The organism is Mesorhizobium sp. M1C.F.Ca.ET.210.01.1.1 (assembly GCF_004791585.1).
In the GTDB taxonomy this organism is placed as follows: Bacteria; Pseudomonadota; Alphaproteobacteria; order Rhizobiales; family Rhizobiaceae; genus Mesorhizobium.
Window position 1 is genome coordinate 248,794 of sequence record NZ_SRUU01000003.1, and the last position, 15,165, is coordinate 263,958.

Consider the following 15,165-nt stretch of genomic DNA (forward strand, 5'->3'; position numbering starts at 1 on the left):
GCCGCAGGCTCACGCTGCCTCGGCTTCCACCGCCGCGAAATCTATTGCCGCGAAGGCCGTTTTCAGCACCTCAGGCCCGGCGCCCGGTTTGTTGGCATCGGTGGACAGGATCTGCCGGTAGCGCCGCGCGCCCGGCAATCCGTGGAACAGGCCGACCATGTGGCGGGTGACGTGGCCGAGCCTTCCGCCCTTCTCAATATGGCGCGCGGCATAGGCAGCCATTTGATCCATGAGCGCCGCGTAGTCGAAGGCGACCCGCGGCTCGCCATAGAATGCGGCGTCGACACCGGTAAGGATGCCCGGCGTATGATAGGCCGCGCGGCCAAGCATTGCGCCGTCGACATGGGCGAGATGTTCCGATAGCTCGTCCAGCGATTGAATACCGCCATTGATGCCGATGAATTGGTTCGGTTTTCTGGCCTTCAGCCGATAGACGCGCTGGTAGTCGAGCGGCGGGACGTCCCGGTTTTCCTTGGGGCTAAGCCCCTCCAGCCACGCCTTGCGGGCGTGCACCCAGAGCGCATCGGCGCCGGCAGCGAATACGCCGTCGGCCAACGTGTCGAGCGCCGGTTCGGGATCCTGGTCGTCGACACCGATCCGGCATTTGACGGTGACGGGGATTTTCACCGCGGCCTTCATCGCCGCGACGCATTCTGCCACCAGCACCGGCGTCTTCATCAGGCAGGCGCCGAAGGTGCCCGACTGGACGCGGTCGGACGGGCAGCCGACATTGAGGTTGATTTCGTCATAGCCGAACGCCTCGCCGATAGCGGCCGCTTCGGCGAGCTTTCGCGGGTCTGAACCGCCGAGCTGCAGCGCAATTGGATGCTCGGCATCGTCGAATCCGAGCAGGCGCTCGCGCGCGCCATGGATGACCGCGTCGGCCACCACCATCTCGGTGTAGAGTAGTGCGCGACTCGTCAGTTGGCGGTGGAAGAACCGGCAGTGCCGGTCCGTCCAATCCATCATTGGTGCTACTGCAAGTCTGGATTGCATTGCCCTTTTTAGTACTCCTGACCGCCTCGCAGTGCAAATCGGATAGCAAGCACCATCCGAATTCTCTTTTATTTTCAAACAGTTCAAATTGACTGGGGACAAAGGTCCCACGCGCGGCGGGACTATTTCTGAGTCACACTTTTGTTAAAAAGCAATAGTCCGATTTGAAATTTCCACAAATAAGCGTAAACTTTTCGTGCTCAATGTTCTGAGCGGGAGGCGTACAGGCAGTCAATAGCCTGTTGAAGAGGGGCGGGGTTGAGTATGCCCTCATCATTGATCCTTGGTGCCCGCCGTTGGTGGGTAACCGATGCGCACAGGACGCATCCCCCGAGAAATGCCTGACGGGGCATGGAACGGAGGGGAAGCGGCGGCTCCTCCCAACACCCTCTACCCCAGTAAGTCAACTCACTGCTCCAGTTTCCATTAACGATGGCGCGTAGCGCTGGCCTCGGCCAGCGGATGCGCGCCCATGCGACCGGCTGCCAGCGTTGGGGCTGATTTCGCGCCGGTCGCATTGAAACCAGGGAGAATTTGCAATGGTCGACATAACAGCTCAAGACATCATCATTGACGAAACCACCGGTCTCCAGCAACCCAGTGATATAGACCCGACCGGCAACAGCAACTCCACATTGTTACATCTCCTGGGCCTCGGCACCCCACTGGAAACTGCCTACCAGGCCGACTTCGTGACGGCCACGGCCGCATCGGGGGAGACCATCACCTCGGTCATCCTCGCCCAGGACTCCTCGGGAACTGCGTTTTCCACCAGCATTGGCGTGGTGACCGACATCCGGACGGTCGATGGCAATTATGTCTGGCTGTTCCAGGACCCGAACAATGCAGATGTCGTGATCGGCGTCATTGGTACTGATGACCAGACCACCGAGCCCGACCCAACAACCGCTCCCCTCGCCTTCGCGTTTGGGCTCGACCATACCAGCACCACCGACGCGGACCTGTACCTGGTCCAGTATGTGGCGTTGCTCCACCCGGATACGGGCGACCCCGATGACGAAATCGATTTGACCGGCTTGGTATACGCCTCGGTCACCGGGACTAGCGTCCTTAATTTCAGTCAGCTCGGTGACGCCCCTCCCGGACACAACAAGTGGTATATTCTCGACGCCGACGTGGCGAGCACCCAGAAAATTCTGGTCACCGCTCACGACAATGGCGTGCAGGCTGAGGTCAACGTCAGCACGCAGGGCTTGGGTGTCTCATCCCAAGACGTGCGGTTTGGCCGCGAGCTTCAGATCGATCTGATCAATGGTGGCACTCAGAGCGCGGGCAAGAACTTCACCAACACGCCAACTGCGCCTGACTACGACACCCACATCGAGACCGTCTCCAGCGCCGGTTTCTCGGTCTCGCAGTCCACGCCAACCAACACCGTGGCCGACATCGAGATCCACGCCTACAACGTCACTAACAACGCGGAAGGCGCTTCGTTCCTCACTGACAACGCCGAGACCGAGGTCAATATCTCCGATGTGACCTTCAAATTGAACGGCGTCACGAAGACCGCCGCAGATCTGGGCATTACGGTCGATTTCACTGGCAACGGATTGGTCCTTCACAATGTCAGTGAAGGCGTCACGGTCGATTTCACGGCAGACGATCACTTTGACCGCTTCACCATCAAGAACATCGACCAGGAGAAAGACTATTTCGATATCAAGGAAGTGCACTTCGGCACAGATCAGACCAACGTCGCCAATGAGGAGGTCGGCTCCTTAATCAACTTCGACGATGACGGCCCATCGATCGCGCCGTCCAGCAATGACTTACCGACGCTGGTGGTCGGCGATTCGGATTTCAACACCAATGCCTCGGCTGACTTCTCGACGCTGTTCACACCGAACTTTGGTGCCGACGGACCAGCGGCCACCGACGATGTGACCTACGCGCTCGACGTTCTCAACAGCGGCACCAACGTCCAAAGCGGTGTGTTCGATACGCTAACCGGCCAGGAGGTGCTTCTCAACGTTGAAGGCGGTGACGTGGTTGGTCGAGTAGGCACCGATGAGGTGTTCCGCATCTCGGTCGATGCCGACGGCAACGTGACGCTCGACCAGTCCCGGGCGGTTGTGCATGGAGACCCGACTGATCCCGTCGAGGCTGACACACCCGTGGTGCTTGCCGCCAATCTGGTAACGCTGATCGCAACCGCCACCGACGGTGACGGCGACAGCAATAGCACCTCGGTCGACATCGGCGGAGCCTTCAACTTCGAAGACACCGGGCCAACAATCACGGTCGGGGATGCAACCGGTGACTACGACAGTGGTGCCCAGGGCACGTGGACTCATGACAACAGCGCTGACGGGTTCAAGTCATTGAGCGTGACGCTGGACGATTATACGATCGACTCCAACGGGACGGTAACGGCAGACCTTTCCCTGACGCCGGGACAAGACCCTTACACCTTCACAGGGTCGATCCACGATGACTTCAACGGCGACGGCACGCCTGAAGATGTGGATTTCACGCTGACCTTCGATCCGCTCGCGGATACTTACGACCTCCAGGTCGACACCCCGCCCGGAACGATCACGACCTTCGATACTTCACAGGGGTCACTGAAGGCGGGCGGTCCGGACGCGGTGCAGACGCTGCTATTCGCGCCAACCGGTCCCGACAATGACGTCATCTTCTTCGGCGCCGTTCCGACTGCTCCTCTGGAAAACGGGAGCGTAGGCAGCGACCCGAACGACATCGAGGACCTAGTCAAGAATGATCCAACCGAAGCCCAGCTTGAGGCACTCAACGCGACAAGCTTGATCAACAGTGGGTTCAAGATGAACGTGTCGACCTCAGGCATCGGCATCAACAACAACAACCTGGACGGCGCGAACCAAGGCGCCGGAACCGGAGCATTCGCCGGCACCACGATCACCTCGGGCGACGAGAGCTTCGTTGTCAACCCCGAGGAGGACGTCGACAAGGTCACGGTCTACATCGACAATTCCGTAGGTGGCTACAATCCGGCGACGGAAGACCTCTACTACATTGTCTACTATACGGACGGGACAGTCAGCGCCATCACGGACGTGACGGCGGGCATGCTCCACAATGCGCCACGCCACGACCCGCTCATTCCTGACGTTGCTGAGGGCGGCAAGTACTTCGAGATCGACGGCGGAACGAAGCAGATCGAGGCGGTCCAACTCACCATGGGTGTGGGCACCGTCAAGATCCCGGTGATCCAATTCACCATCGAGCAGGAGTCCAATCCGGCACCGCTCGACATGACTTTCACAGCCAATCTCATCGACGGCGACAACGACAGTAGCCCGGACACGTTCTCGGTCCACGTTGACGTGGCGTGATGGCATTGTCTGACCCGGTACCGGCCGGGCGCCTTATTGCAGGCGCCCGGCCGAGCACTCGCAAAAGCTTCGAAACGGGGGGTTCCGTGATGCAGCCAAGACCGCAATTCCAGGAGGTGATGCGCCTGGCGCGCCACCAGGCGCCAGCCCTTTTCCTTTTCAGCCTGCTTACCAACATCCTCCTGCTCGCCAGCACAGTCTACATGCTGCAGATCTATGACAGGGTGCTGTCGAGCGGCTCGATGGACACGCTGCTGTGGCTCACTCTGGCCGTCATCGGCGCCATCGCCGTCTATGGCCTGCTGGAACACGCCCGCCGGATGATGCTCGGCCATATAAGCCAGTGGCTGGACGACCAGCTGAGCGTGCCAGTGATCGAACGTGCCATGGAGGCGCGCCTGGCCGGCAGCAACATCGAGGCAGGCCTCAAGGACGTTGGGGACCTGCGCAGCTTCATTGCCGGCGACGGCATACTGACCTTTCTCGACGCGCCATGGACGCCGGTCTTCCTGGCATTCATGTGGCTTCTGCATCCGGCATTGGGCGTGCTCGGCCTCGCCGGCGCCGTGCTCCTGTTCTGCTGTGCGCTCGCCAATGACTTCCTCACCCGCCGAAAAAACCAGGAGGCGGCGGCGGGGCTGCGCCGCAGCCAGGCCGCCGTCGGTCAATTCATCGATGGCGCCGAGACGTTGCGCTCGCTCGGCATGTCGGAGCCGGCGCTGTTGCGCTGGGAGCAAAATCAGCAGTCGCTGACGGGACTTCAGTCCCGGATTATGCAGCGCACCACCGTCATCGGCAGCCTGTCGCGCTCGCTGCGCCTTGCCCTCCAGGTGGCGGTGCTGGGACTTGGCGCCTATTTCGTCCTGCGCCGCGAACTGACGGGCGGGTCGATGATCGCGGCTTCCATCCTGCTCAGCCGCGCGCTGGCGCCAATCGAGCGCTCGATCGGTGCCTGGCGCAGCCTGTTCAACGCGCGAACCGCGCGCCGCAACCTGGTCGCCCTCTTCGACAGCGCATCGACGCAGAACGCCGGCGTCACCCTGCCGCGCCCGCAAGGTCGGCTGAGGCTCGAAGGCCTGCACTACTACGTGCCGGGAACCTCACAGGCCCTGCTGAACGCGATAAGCTTCGGTGTCGAGCCCGGCCAGACCTGCGGTGTGATCGGCTCGTCCGGCTCCGGCAAGACCACGCTGTGCCGCCTCATCGTCGGGGCGCTGCGGCCTTCGCTCGGCCACGTCAGGCTGGATGGGGCGGACGTCTGGAACTGGCCTTCGCATGAACTGGGCCAGCATATCGGCTATCTCCCGCAACAGATCGAACTGTTTCCCGGAACCATCGCCGAGAACATCGCTCGCCTTCGCGACGTCGACAGCGAGGCCGTCATCGCCGCAGCGCAGCTCGCCGGCATTCACGAGATGATCCTGCGCCTGCCGAACGGATATCGGACCGAGGTCGGACCGCACGGCGTCCGGATCTCGCGCGGTCAGCGCCAGCGCATCGCGCTGGCCCGGGCGCTGTTCGGCGATCCGCCTCTGGTCGTTCTCGACGAGCCGAACACCGGCCTCGACAGCGAAGGCGAGGTGGCGTTGTTCAACGTGCTCCAGCAGCTCAAGCGGCGGGGCCGGACCGTCATTCTCGTCTGCCATCAGACCAGTCTCCTGCACACGGCCGAACATGTCGTCTTCCTCCGCGATGGGTCCGTCGCGATGTTCGGCTCGCGCGAAGAGGTGCTCGGCGCGCTGGCGGGCCAGCCCAAGCGCATTCCGGTGCCGGCGGCAATACGGGACAAGATTGCCGCCAATGCGGCCGCAAACCTTAAGGCGGTGGAGTGAGCCATGGCCGAGCGATTTGGCGACTTCTCGACGATGCTGAACGGGCTCGCCGATGGCCTACACCAGTTGGCCGGCAGGCTGGCCATCTCCTGGGGGCAACTCATAGCCTCAGTGTCGGTCTGGTTCGACGGCCCCGACCAGCCGGAGCGCGTCGCTCTGGCGGCGGCCGTGGGCGCGCTCTTCCTGCTCTTGATTGCACGGCTTGTCCGCCGGCGGTCGGATACATTGCGGGCCAGCAAGCGTGACCTCAATCAACGGACGCGGCCCGCGCGCCTGCTGGGCTACGTCTCGGCGATCGTCTTCGTCGGCGGCATCGTTGCCTGGTCGAGCGTCGCCCTTCTGGCAAGCGCCGTCGTCGCCAATGGCGTCGTCAGTCCGGAAGGCTATCGCAAGACCATCCAGCATCTGGAAGGCGGTATCATCGGGGCGATCCATGTGAAGGAAGGCGATAAGGTCGCCGCCGGCCAGGTTCTCATCAGCTTGAAGACAACCGAGGCCCAAGGTCGCTACGACGAGTTGCAGGGGCACTATATCCGCCTGCTGGCAACCGAGGCGCGCCTCGTCGCGGAGCTTGCCGGTCAGCGGCGCATCACCTTTCCAAAGGAGCTGACGTCGATCGACAGCGAAATCGCGCGAAAGGTTGTCGTCGAGGAGCAGGCGCTGCTCGACAGCCGCCTGGCAACCCGTGAGGGGCGCACGCAGATCCTCGATAGGCGAATTGCGCAGATCGAAGAGCAAAGCACAGGAGCCCGGGACGTGATGGCCGCCGAGGCCGAGCAGCTCACGCTGATCGATCAGGAGATCGCTTCCGCGCAGGAACTCTACAAGAAGGGGTTGGAGCGCCTGCCCCGGATTTTGGCGCTCCAGCGGGCTCAAGCCGACATCCGCGCCAACCAGGCATCGAACCGGGCGGAGGTGGCGAAGAACGATCAGCAGATCGGCGAGACCAAGCTGCAGCTGCTCAATCTGCGCCAGCAGGACATGGAAAGCGCCAATGAGGATCTTGCCAAGGCGCGCGCGGACCTCGCCGAGTTGCGCAGCCAGTTGCCTTCGCGCCAGGACGTGCTGGCGAGGACCGACATCGTCGCGCCGATCGCCGGAACGGTAATGAACCTGCGGGTGACGACGGAATCGGGCGTAATCTCCAGCGGCCAGGCGTTGCTCGACATCGTTCCGAACGAGCCCAATCTGGTCATCGATTCACGCATCAAGCCGGCGGATATCGACGTGGTGCATCCGGACATGCCCGCCCGCGTGGTGCTGACGGCCTATCCGAGCCGGCACCTGCCGCAGATCCATGGCCTGCTCACCTCGGTGTCGGCCGACCGTTTGACGGACGAGAAGACCGGCGAGCCCTATTTCCTCGCCAAGGTCAAGGTCGACACGGCCGATCTCGGACAACTGCACGACGTCCGTCTGTCGCCCGGAATGCCGGCGGAGGTCATGATCCTGACCGGGGAACACACCCTGCTCGACTATATGCTGGCCCCGGTCCAAGCCTCGCTTACGCGCACCTTCAGGGAGAATTGAAACAACGGGCGGTCGCGATGAAGACGACAAACGACCTGCCGTCGGCCGTAAAGCCAACGTCTCATCATCGCATGTCAGCAACAGCCGCGGGGGCGCGGCGAAGCTATCGCCTCAGAGCGTAGACATTGTCCATGGACGCACCACCAAGCGGCAGCGCCATGTCGTCGTCGAGAATCCGGGTGATGCGGGCAAAGCCGACAAAGGCTTTTCTCGCCTCTTCGGCCGACATGGTGCCCGACATCGCCGCCGAGCAGCATTTCAGGGCACACTGGTAGACTGGGCCGCGCCTTCCCGTTGGCCACTTCCGCAGGAACACCATCGCTTCGGAGACGCTGTCGACTTCCTCCAAAGGGTATCCCTGCCCACGCGCGATACGCACTGGGGTAAAGAAATGCAAGCGATCCATCGTTATCCTCCCGGTCGGCTGCAAGCAGCCGAACTGCATTAAACGCACGTTCGGCGGTTTGGTTCCAAACAAATTTGGTTGCGGTTCGAAAAAGTTTGCAACCGGCCGTTCGGCGCGGCCCGGCATTGCATGAAAAGTCGCGCCGACTCACCCGCGATGCAAGGCCCGGTGCGGGCGATAATGGCGATTCTCATTGAATGTCTTTAAGGCGAAAGCCGGCAAATGGGTTGCTTGCCGGTTCCCCAGCGTCAGGCTTAACCTCGACGGTCAACGCGTGAGGGCGCGTTTTTGCAAAAAGGGGAACACTCGCAATGACCATACAAGGCGCATCGCCCGGCCTCTACAATGAGGATCTGGCTCCGGCAACGGTCAGGAACTGGGGGCCGTTTTCGATCTTCAACGTCTGGACGTCCGACGTCCACAGCCTCTGGGGCTACTATCTTGCCGCCAGTCTGTTTCTGTTCTGCGGCGGTTTCGTCAACTTCATCATCGCAATAGGCATCGGCTCGCTGATCATCTACGCGCTGATGAACCTGGTCGGCTATGCCGGCGTGAAGACCGGTGTGCCCTACCCCGTGCTTGCCCGCGCCTCGTTCGGCATCTGGGGCGCCAACATCCCGGCGCTGGTGCGCGCCGTCGTCGCCTGCTTCTGGTACGGCGCGCAGACGGCAGCGGCATCGGGCGCGATCGTCGCGCTGCTGACCCGCCTGCAATGGTTCAACGAATTCAACCAGACATCGCACCTCCTCGGCCATTCCACCCTTGAGGTGATCTGCTTCGTCGTCATCTGGGCGCTGCAGCTGCTGATCATCCAAAAGGGCATGGAAACGGTGCGCCGCTTCCAGGACTGGGCCGGCCCCGCCGTGTGGGTGATGATGCTGATCCTGGCGATCTATCTCTGCGTGAAGTCGGGCACCTTCGCCTTCACCAGCGACATCCCGATGGACGTGCTGCTCGACAAGACCAAGGATGCCGGCGTGCCCGGAGAACCGGGATCGTGGACCGCGCTGTTCGCGGTCGCGGCGATCTGGGTGACCTATTTCTCGGCGCTCTACCTCAACTTCTGCGACTTCGCCCGCTACGCGCCGGACAACGCGGCGCTGCGCAAGGGCAACATCTGGGGCCTGCCGGTCAACCTGATCCTGTTCTCGCTGGTCGCCGGCGTCACCACGATCGCCGCCTATGACGTCTACCACGAGGTGCTACTCCACCCCGACCAGATCTCGGCCAAGTTCGACAGCTGGTTCCTGGCGGCACTTGCGGCACTGACCTTCGCGGTGGCGACGCTCGGCATCAACGTGGTGGCGAATTTCGTCTCGCCGGCCTTCGACTTCTCCAACGTCTTCCCGCGCCAGATCGACTTCAAGAAGGGCGGCTACATCGCCGCGCTGATCGCGCTGGTGCTCTATCCGTTCGCGCCGTGGGAAGGCAGCGCGGCTTCCTTCGTCAACATCATCGGCGCGACGATGGGGCCGATCTTCGGCGTGATGATGGTCGACTATTATCTGATCCGTAAGGGCGAGGTCGACGTCAACGCGCTCTATCGCGAAGACGGCGAGTTCCGCTTCCAGGGCGGCTGGCACGTCAACGCCTTCATCGCCGCGGGCATCGGCGCGATCTTCTCCTCGATCCTGCCCAACTTCACCAGCTGGCTGCCGTCCTGGTGGGGTGTCTACGGCTGGTTCTTCGGCGTGGCGATCGCGGGCGCCGTCTACTACGTGCTGCGCACCATGGCGCTCGGCGCCGGGGCGCGGACGGCGAAGGCCTGAAACAAGGCAGTAGGCAGTAGGGATTAGGCACTAGAGAATGCCACCTACTACTGCCTACTGCCTACTGCCTACTGCCTACTGCCTACCATCTCCGCGAGCCGACGAACGGTGTTCCAGTTGCGCGACGTGCCGATGCCGAAGCGTTTGTGGTTGGCGGCCGCAAGCAGCCGCGAGCTCGGCCGCTCGCGCGAAAAGAAGAGCCAGATGTCGCCGCCGACCAAAAGCACCTTTTCATCCTCGGCGGCACGGGCCTGAAGCGCTGGTATGGCATCCGCGCCGATAGGCTGGCGCATCACGCGCACCGCGACCTGATCGCCCGTATCGGCGGATTCGGCCGGAAACGGATTGCCGGCCGCGAGCTTCAGCCAGTCCTCCGCGCCCCGCACGAGGATGTCGACATGCCGGCCGAATCTCTCTTCGAAAGCCTTCTCCAGCCGCTGTTCGAGATCGGAAATCCTGGCCGTCCGCGCTTCGAAGACCAGATTGCCTGTCGCCACCAAGGTGCGGACATTCTTCAGCCCGAGGCCCTCGGCCATCGCCTTGAGGTCCGACATGACGACGCGCCGCCCCTCGCCGAGGATGATGCTGTAGAGCAGCGCGACGTAGGTCTGCATGACCGGTTCGCCAGTCGACCGGTCAAACGAGCCGCGACTGTTCCACCGCAGCTGAGATAAAGCTCGCGAACAGCGGGTGCGGCTCGAGCGGCCGGCTCTTCAGTTCAGGGTGATACTGCACGCCGATGAACCACGGATGGTCAGGGTATTCGACCGTCTCCGGCAGCACGCCGTCCGGCGACATGCCGGCAAAGACCAGGCCGCAGTCCTCAAGTCGCTGCTTGTAGTCGATATTGACCTCGTAGCGATGCCGGTGGCGTTCGGAAATCTGGGTGTCACCATAGATCTCGGCGATCTTCGATCCCTTGGCGAGATCGGCCTGGTAGGCGCCGAGCCGCATGGTGCCGCCAAGATCGCCGGTGGCCCTGCGCTTCTCCAGCATGTTGCCCTTGAGCCATTCGGTCATCAGGCCGACGACCGGCTCCTCGGTCGGGCCGAACTCGGTCGACGAGGCATGCTCGACGCCGGCGAGCGACCGCGCCGCCTCGATGCAGGCCATCTGCATACCGAAGCAGATGCCGAAGTAAGGCACCTTGCGCTCGCGCGCGAATTTCGCGGCAAGAATCTTGCCCTCGGAACCGCGTTCGCCAAACCCGCCGGGAACGAGGATGCCGTGCACCTTTTCAAGCCACGGCGCCGGATCTTCCTTCTCGAAGATCTCGCTCTCGATCCAGTCGAGCTTGACCTTGACGCGGTTGGCGAGGCCGCCATGCGAGAGCGCCTCTATCAGCGATTTATAGGCATCCTTGAGGCCGGTGTATTTGCCGACGACGGCAATCGTGACCTCGCCTTCCGGATTGTGGATGCGGCTGGAGAGCGCCTGCCAGGGCTCCATGCGCGGCTTCGGCGCCGGGTCGATGCCGAAGGCGGCAAGCACTTCCGAATCGAGCCCTTCCTTGTGATAGGCCATCGGCACGTCATAGATATGAGGCACATCGAGCGCCTGGATGACGGCGCTTTCGCGCACATTGCAGAACAGCGACAGCTTGCGGCGCTCTTCCTTGGGGATCGGCCTGTCGGCGCGCACCAAGAGGATGTCGGGCGCGATGCCGATGCCGCGCAGTTCCTTGACCGAATGCTGCGTCGGCTTGGTCTTCAGCTCGCCCGCGGTCGGGATGTAGGGCATCAGCGTCAGATGCACATAGACCGCGTTGTTGCGCGGCAGGTCGTTGCCCAGCTGGCGGATCGCTTCCAGGAACGGCATGGCCTCGATATCGCCGACCGTGCCGCCGATCTCGCACAGCACGAAGTCGTAGTCGTCATTGCCGTCGAGGACGAAATGCTTGATCTCGTCGGTGACGTGCGGGATCACCTGCACGGTGGCGCCGAGATAGTCGCCGCGCCGCTCGCGCTCGATGATGTTCTTGTAGATGCGGCCGGTGGTGATGTTGTCCTGCTGGTTCGCCGAGCGCCCGGTGAAGCGCTCGTAGTGGCCGAGGTCGAGATCGGTCTCGGCGCCGTCATCGGTGACGAACACTTCGCCATGCTGGTACGGCGACATCGTCCCGGGGTCGACATTGAGATAGGGGTCGAGCTTTTTGATCCTCGCGCGATAGCCTCGCGCCTGCAGAAGAGCCCCAAGAGCTGCTGCGGCTATGCCTTTTCCGAGGGAGGAAACCACGCCGCCTGTGATGAATACATATCGCGCCATGGGAGTCATCGCTTAACGCGGCCTGATTGATTCCGCCAGAGAAAAAACCGCCGCGAAGGCTTTTTCCCAAAATGGCGCCGGTGCCCGCGAGGGGCGTTTGCGAAGCATGTCGCCCAAAGTGCCGAGCGGTTCTGAGAGAACGACATGCGTCAAAACAAGGACTCAAAACAAAAGGGCCGGCGGTGCCGGCCCTTTCGGCAGTTTGCGAGAACGCGTCAGATAATAACGACTTTGGTGCCGATCTTGACGCGGCTGTAGAGATCCATGACGTGCTCGTTGATCATGCGGAAGCAGCCATTGGAGGCGCTCGTTCCGATCGACTGCGGCGCAATGGTGCCGTGGATGCGCAGATGCGTGTCCTTCTTGCCGTCATAGAGGTAGATGGCGCGCGCGCCGAGCGGATTCTCGCCGCCGCCGGGCATGCCGTCCTTGTACTGGCCATAGTGCTTGGGCTCGCGCTTCTGCATATCGAGCGTCGGGATCCAGCGCGGCCATTCCTGCTTGTCGCCAACGGCGACGGTACCTTTGAACTGCAAGCCTTCGCGGCCGACCGCGATGGCATAGCGACGTGCAGTGGAAAACGACTCGACGAGGTAGAGGCGACGAGCGCTGGTGTCGATGACGATGGTGCCCGGCTCATAACCGGTGAAGGTGACGTCCTGCGGCACGAATTCCGGCTTCACCTTGAACGGCCTCTTGGCGTCCTTCTTGGCGAGCGCCGAATCGAGCGCGCGGGTCTCGGGCAGATAGTTGATCGACGTCACCGACCGACCGCCGAACAACCCCGCGAACAGCCCACCGCTGCTCTGCTTCTGCCCCGGCTGCTCACTGCGCAGCTCACCATTGTTGCCGGTTGCCGCGATGTTCATCGCCTCGGCCGGGATAGGCTCCTCGGTCTGAAGCGGAGCGATCGGGGCCAGGGACTCGAGCGGTGCGATGATCTTGACGGTCTTCTTCGCCGGCCTGGCGTCGGCCACTTCGGCTGCTGAACCCTTCTTGGCCAGCCATTCCTGGCGAGCCGCGTCGGCCTTGGCCTTTGCCGCCTCGCGCATCGCCGTCTTGCGGGCTTCGAGCGCCTTTTCCTTGGCGGCTTCCTTGTCGGCCGCGATCTTGCCCTCGAGCTTCTTGATCTGCGCGAGGTCGTCCGAGGTCGGGCTTTTCTTCTTCTTGAGAAGCTTCAGCTGAGATGCATCGCTCTTGGCGACGACGGGGATGGCGTCGGTCTTCTCTACCGACGGCGTGGCGGCCAGGTTTGCCGGCGAGGCGAAGGCCGCGGAACCCATGCCGAACACGGCACAGAATCCCAAAATGATGAAGCTGCGAAGCTGCATGGCGAAGATCCGATCGTGAAATGCTTGTTGCCCACGGCGTTGCCCGGCGCCCCCCAAGGACGCCGAAAAGTGCCGCGAGCAATCTATAATCGATTAGCCGCGGGCCTCTCAAGCTGAGCGACGCGCTGCGCGCGATTGAATCTTGGTGATTGAGCAGCATTTGCCGCGACTGTGTTCAAACAACAACAGATCGCGGCGGCAATGCTTGTCCGGCTACTGGTTCGGAACCTGTGGGGTGACCGGCAAGGTGACGCCGTTTGCGGCCGGCGGCGTGGTCGGATTCGCGGGCGTCGGCGCGGCGGGGGCAGCGGCCGGAGCCGTGGTCGCGCCGCCATTCGACAGCGGAGTGGTGGTCGCCGCGCCACCCGACGGAACCGCGGGCGCGGTGCCGCTGGCCGGCGCTGCAGGCTGCGAGCCACCCACCGGACCGTTGGCGCCGGGCAACTGGTTGAGCACGCCGTTGCCGGCGGGCGCGCGATCGAGGATGTCGGTCGGCTTCTCGCCGTAGCGGGCGAGGATGGACAAGGCGAGAGACGTCACGAAGAACGCCGCAGCCAGGATCGCGGTCGCCCGGGTAAGCGCATTGGCGGCACCCCGCGCCGTCATGAAACCGGAACCGCCGCCGATGCCGAGACCACCGCCTTCGGAGCGCTGCAGCAGCACCACGCCCACGAGGGCGAGCACGACCATGAGGTGGATGACGATCAGTACGGTTTCCATGGTTTATCCTGGCGAGGCCTTGCGCGGCCGCGCATACGACCGGTGATTTGGAGGCGGCTCCTTACAATGCTTTGACGGCATTTCCAAGCCCGTGGCCGGGAATATGGGGAGCAATGCGGCCATTGCAACGATTTGCGCCGCGTCCCCGCCGCTCCGGCGGAGCCCGCAGTTACGACATGCTCATATAGGCTTCCGCGATGGCGAGGAAGTCGGCCGCTTTCAGGCTCGCGCCGCCAACCAGCGCGCCGTCGACATTATCGACCCCAAGCAGTTCCACCGCGTTGGAAGGCTTGACCGAGCCGCCATAGAGGATGCGCATCCTGGCGGCGGCATCGCCGAGCAGCGCAATGAGCTTGCCGCGGATATGCGCATGCGCCTCTGCGACGTCGGCGGCGGTCGGCGTCAGGCCGGTGCCGATCGCCCAGACAGGCTCATAGGCGATGATGGTGTTGGCGGCGGTGGCGCTCGGTGGCACGGAACCATCGAGCTGGCGCGATAGTATATCGAGTGTCGCGCCCGCTTCGCGTTCGGCGCGCGTTTCGCCGATGCAGATGATGGCCACCAGCCCTGCCCGCCAGGCGGCCGATGCCTTGGCATGGACGATCGCATCGTCGTCGCCGCATTGCTCGCGCCGCTCGGAATGGCCGACGATGACGTGGCTGGCGCCGGCATCCTTCAGCATCTCGGCCGAAATCTGTCCCGTATAGGCGCCGCTCTCCCTGGGGTGGCAATCCTCGCCGCCGGCGCGAACCGGCGTTCGCGAAAGGATCTCGGCAGCCTGGTGAAGCAAGGTTGCCGGCACGCAGACCAGCGCTTCCGTCTCCGCATCGAGCCCGCTCATGAAGCCGTTGCCGATCATCCTCAGTTCGTTGAGCGAGGCGCTGGTACCGTTCATTTTCCAGTTGCCGGCGACGAGCGGACGGATTCCAGGGGTCATGGGGTCGGTCTCTCCAGGCGACATAGGGCAGCGCCCTCACTACC

At 62.9% G+C, this 15,165-nt stretch carries 11 protein-coding genes; 4 read left to right on the forward strand and 7 right to left on the reverse strand.

Annotated features, from left to right (window positions below):
* Window positions 1-9 precede the first annotated feature (9 nt).
* Window positions 10-996, reverse strand: coding sequence for a tRNA dihydrouridine(20/20a) synthase DusA (dusA, locus tag EN853_RS05225; RefSeq protein WP_127858078.1), 987 nt, complete (start codon window positions 994-996; stop codon window positions 10-12).
* Between the two features lie 539 nt (window positions 997-1,535).
* Between dusA and EN853_RS05230 the strand changes: the two genes are divergently transcribed.
* The 3 genes from EN853_RS05230 to EN853_RS05240 all read left to right on the forward strand — a co-directional run bounded on the left by EN853_RS05230 (window position 1,536) and on the right by EN853_RS05240 (window position 7,693).
* Window positions 1,536-4,331, forward strand: coding sequence for a DUF5801 repeats-in-toxin domain-containing protein (locus tag EN853_RS05230; protein WP_127858077.1), 2,796 nt, complete (start codon window positions 1,536-1,538; stop codon window positions 4,329-4,331).
* Window positions 4,332-4,420: 89 nt separating this feature from the next.
* Window positions 4,421-6,163 carry a type I secretion system permease/ATPase gene (locus EN853_RS05235; RefSeq protein ID WP_245516831.1) on the forward strand — a complete coding sequence of 581 codons (1,743 nt, stop codon included), beginning with the start codon at window positions 4,421-4,423 and terminating at the stop codon, window positions 6,161-6,163.
* Window positions 6,164-6,166: 3 nt separating this feature from the next.
* The gene (locus EN853_RS05240; RefSeq protein ID WP_127858076.1) at window positions 6,167-7,693 is read left to right on the forward strand and encodes an HlyD family type I secretion periplasmic adaptor subunit; all 1,527 of its coding nucleotides are present in this window, start codon (window positions 6,167-6,169) and stop codon (window positions 7,691-7,693) included.
* A 103-nt stretch (window positions 7,694-7,796) separates the two neighbouring features.
* Here the strand turns inward: EN853_RS05240 and EN853_RS05245 are convergent, their stop codons facing one another.
* Window positions 7,797-8,099, reverse strand: a complete 303-nt coding sequence (locus EN853_RS05245; protein WP_127858075.1) for a DUF982 domain-containing protein — start codon at window positions 8,097-8,099, stop codon at window positions 7,797-7,799.
* A gap of 311 nt (window positions 8,100-8,410) precedes the next feature.
* On the opposite strand from EN853_RS05245, the gene EN853_RS05250 reads away from it, so the two are divergent.
* Window positions 8,411-9,868, forward strand: coding sequence for an NCS1 family nucleobase:cation symporter-1 (locus tag EN853_RS05250; protein WP_127858074.1), 1,458 nt, complete (start codon window positions 8,411-8,413; stop codon window positions 9,866-9,868).
* A gap of 68 nt (window positions 9,869-9,936) precedes the next feature.
* On the opposite strand, the gene EN853_RS05255 is transcribed toward EN853_RS05250, so the two are convergent.
* From EN853_RS05255 to tpiA, 5 genes are all read right to left on the reverse strand, one after another.
* Window positions 9,937-10,482, reverse strand: a complete 546-nt coding sequence (locus EN853_RS05255; protein WP_127858073.1) for a DUF1697 domain-containing protein — start codon at window positions 10,480-10,482, stop codon at window positions 9,937-9,939.
* A 22-nt stretch (window positions 10,483-10,504) separates the two neighbouring features.
* Window positions 10,505-12,142 (reverse strand): CTP synthase, encoded by a 1,638-nt coding sequence (locus tag EN853_RS05260; protein ID WP_127858072.1) that lies wholly within the window; start codon window positions 12,140-12,142, stop codon window positions 10,505-10,507.
* 206 nt (window positions 12,143-12,348) lie between these two features.
* On the reverse strand, window positions 12,349-13,464 hold the full coding sequence (locus EN853_RS05265) for a L,D-transpeptidase (RefSeq protein WP_127858071.1): 1,116 nt from the start codon (window positions 13,462-13,464) through the stop codon (window positions 12,349-12,351).
* A 213-nt stretch (window positions 13,465-13,677) separates the two neighbouring features.
* Window positions 13,678-14,184, reverse strand: a complete 507-nt coding sequence (gene secG, locus EN853_RS05270; RefSeq protein ID WP_127858070.1) for a preprotein translocase subunit SecG — start codon at window positions 14,182-14,184, stop codon at window positions 13,678-13,680.
* 169 nt (window positions 14,185-14,353) lie between these two features.
* Complete coding sequence (tpiA, locus tag EN853_RS05275; protein ID WP_127858069.1) at window positions 14,354-15,121, reverse strand: triose-phosphate isomerase; 768 nt, start codon at window positions 15,119-15,121, stop codon at window positions 14,354-14,356.
* Window positions 15,122-15,165: the final 44 nt, after the last annotated feature.

What these genes read in the sequence shown, in the direction of transcription:
- EN853_RS05255 (WP_127858073.1), bottom strand. Translation starts at nt 10,482, where the DNA reads ATGCAGACCTACGTCGCGCTGCTCTACAGCATCATCCTCGGCGAGGGG.
- EN853_RS05230 (WP_127858077.1), top strand. Translation starts at nt 1,536, where the DNA reads ATGGTCGACATAACAGCTCAAGACATCATCATTGACGAAACCACCGGT.
- EN853_RS05235 (WP_245516831.1), top strand. Translation starts at nt 4,421, where the DNA reads ATGCAGCCAAGACCGCAATTCCAGGAGGTGATGCGCCTGGCGCGCCAC.
- EN853_RS05245 (WP_127858075.1), bottom strand. Translation starts at nt 8,099, where the DNA reads ATGGATCGCTTGCATTTCTTTACCCCAGTGCGTATCGCGCGTGGGCAG.
- dusA (WP_127858078.1), bottom strand. Translation starts at nt 996, where the DNA reads ATGCAATCCAGACTTGCAGTAGCACCAATGATGGATTGGACGGACCGG.
- EN853_RS05265 (WP_127858071.1), bottom strand. Translation starts at nt 13,464, where the DNA reads ATGCAGCTTCGCAGCTTCATCATTTTGGGATTCTGTGCCGTGTTCGGC.
- EN853_RS05240 (WP_127858076.1), top strand. Translation starts at nt 6,167, where the DNA reads ATGGCCGAGCGATTTGGCGACTTCTCGACGATGCTGAACGGGCTCGCC.
- secG (WP_127858070.1), bottom strand. Translation starts at nt 14,184, where the DNA reads ATGGAAACCGTACTGATCGTCATCCACCTCATGGTCGTGCTCGCCCTC.
- tpiA (WP_127858069.1), bottom strand. Translation starts at nt 15,121, where the DNA reads ATGACCCCTGGAATCCGTCCGCTCGTCGCCGGCAACTGGAAAATGAAC.
- EN853_RS05250 (WP_127858074.1), top strand. Translation starts at nt 8,411, where the DNA reads ATGACCATACAAGGCGCATCGCCCGGCCTCTACAATGAGGATCTGGCT.
- EN853_RS05260 (WP_127858072.1), bottom strand. Translation starts at nt 12,142, where the DNA reads ATGACTCCCATGGCGCGATATGTATTCATCACAGGCGGCGTGGTTTCC.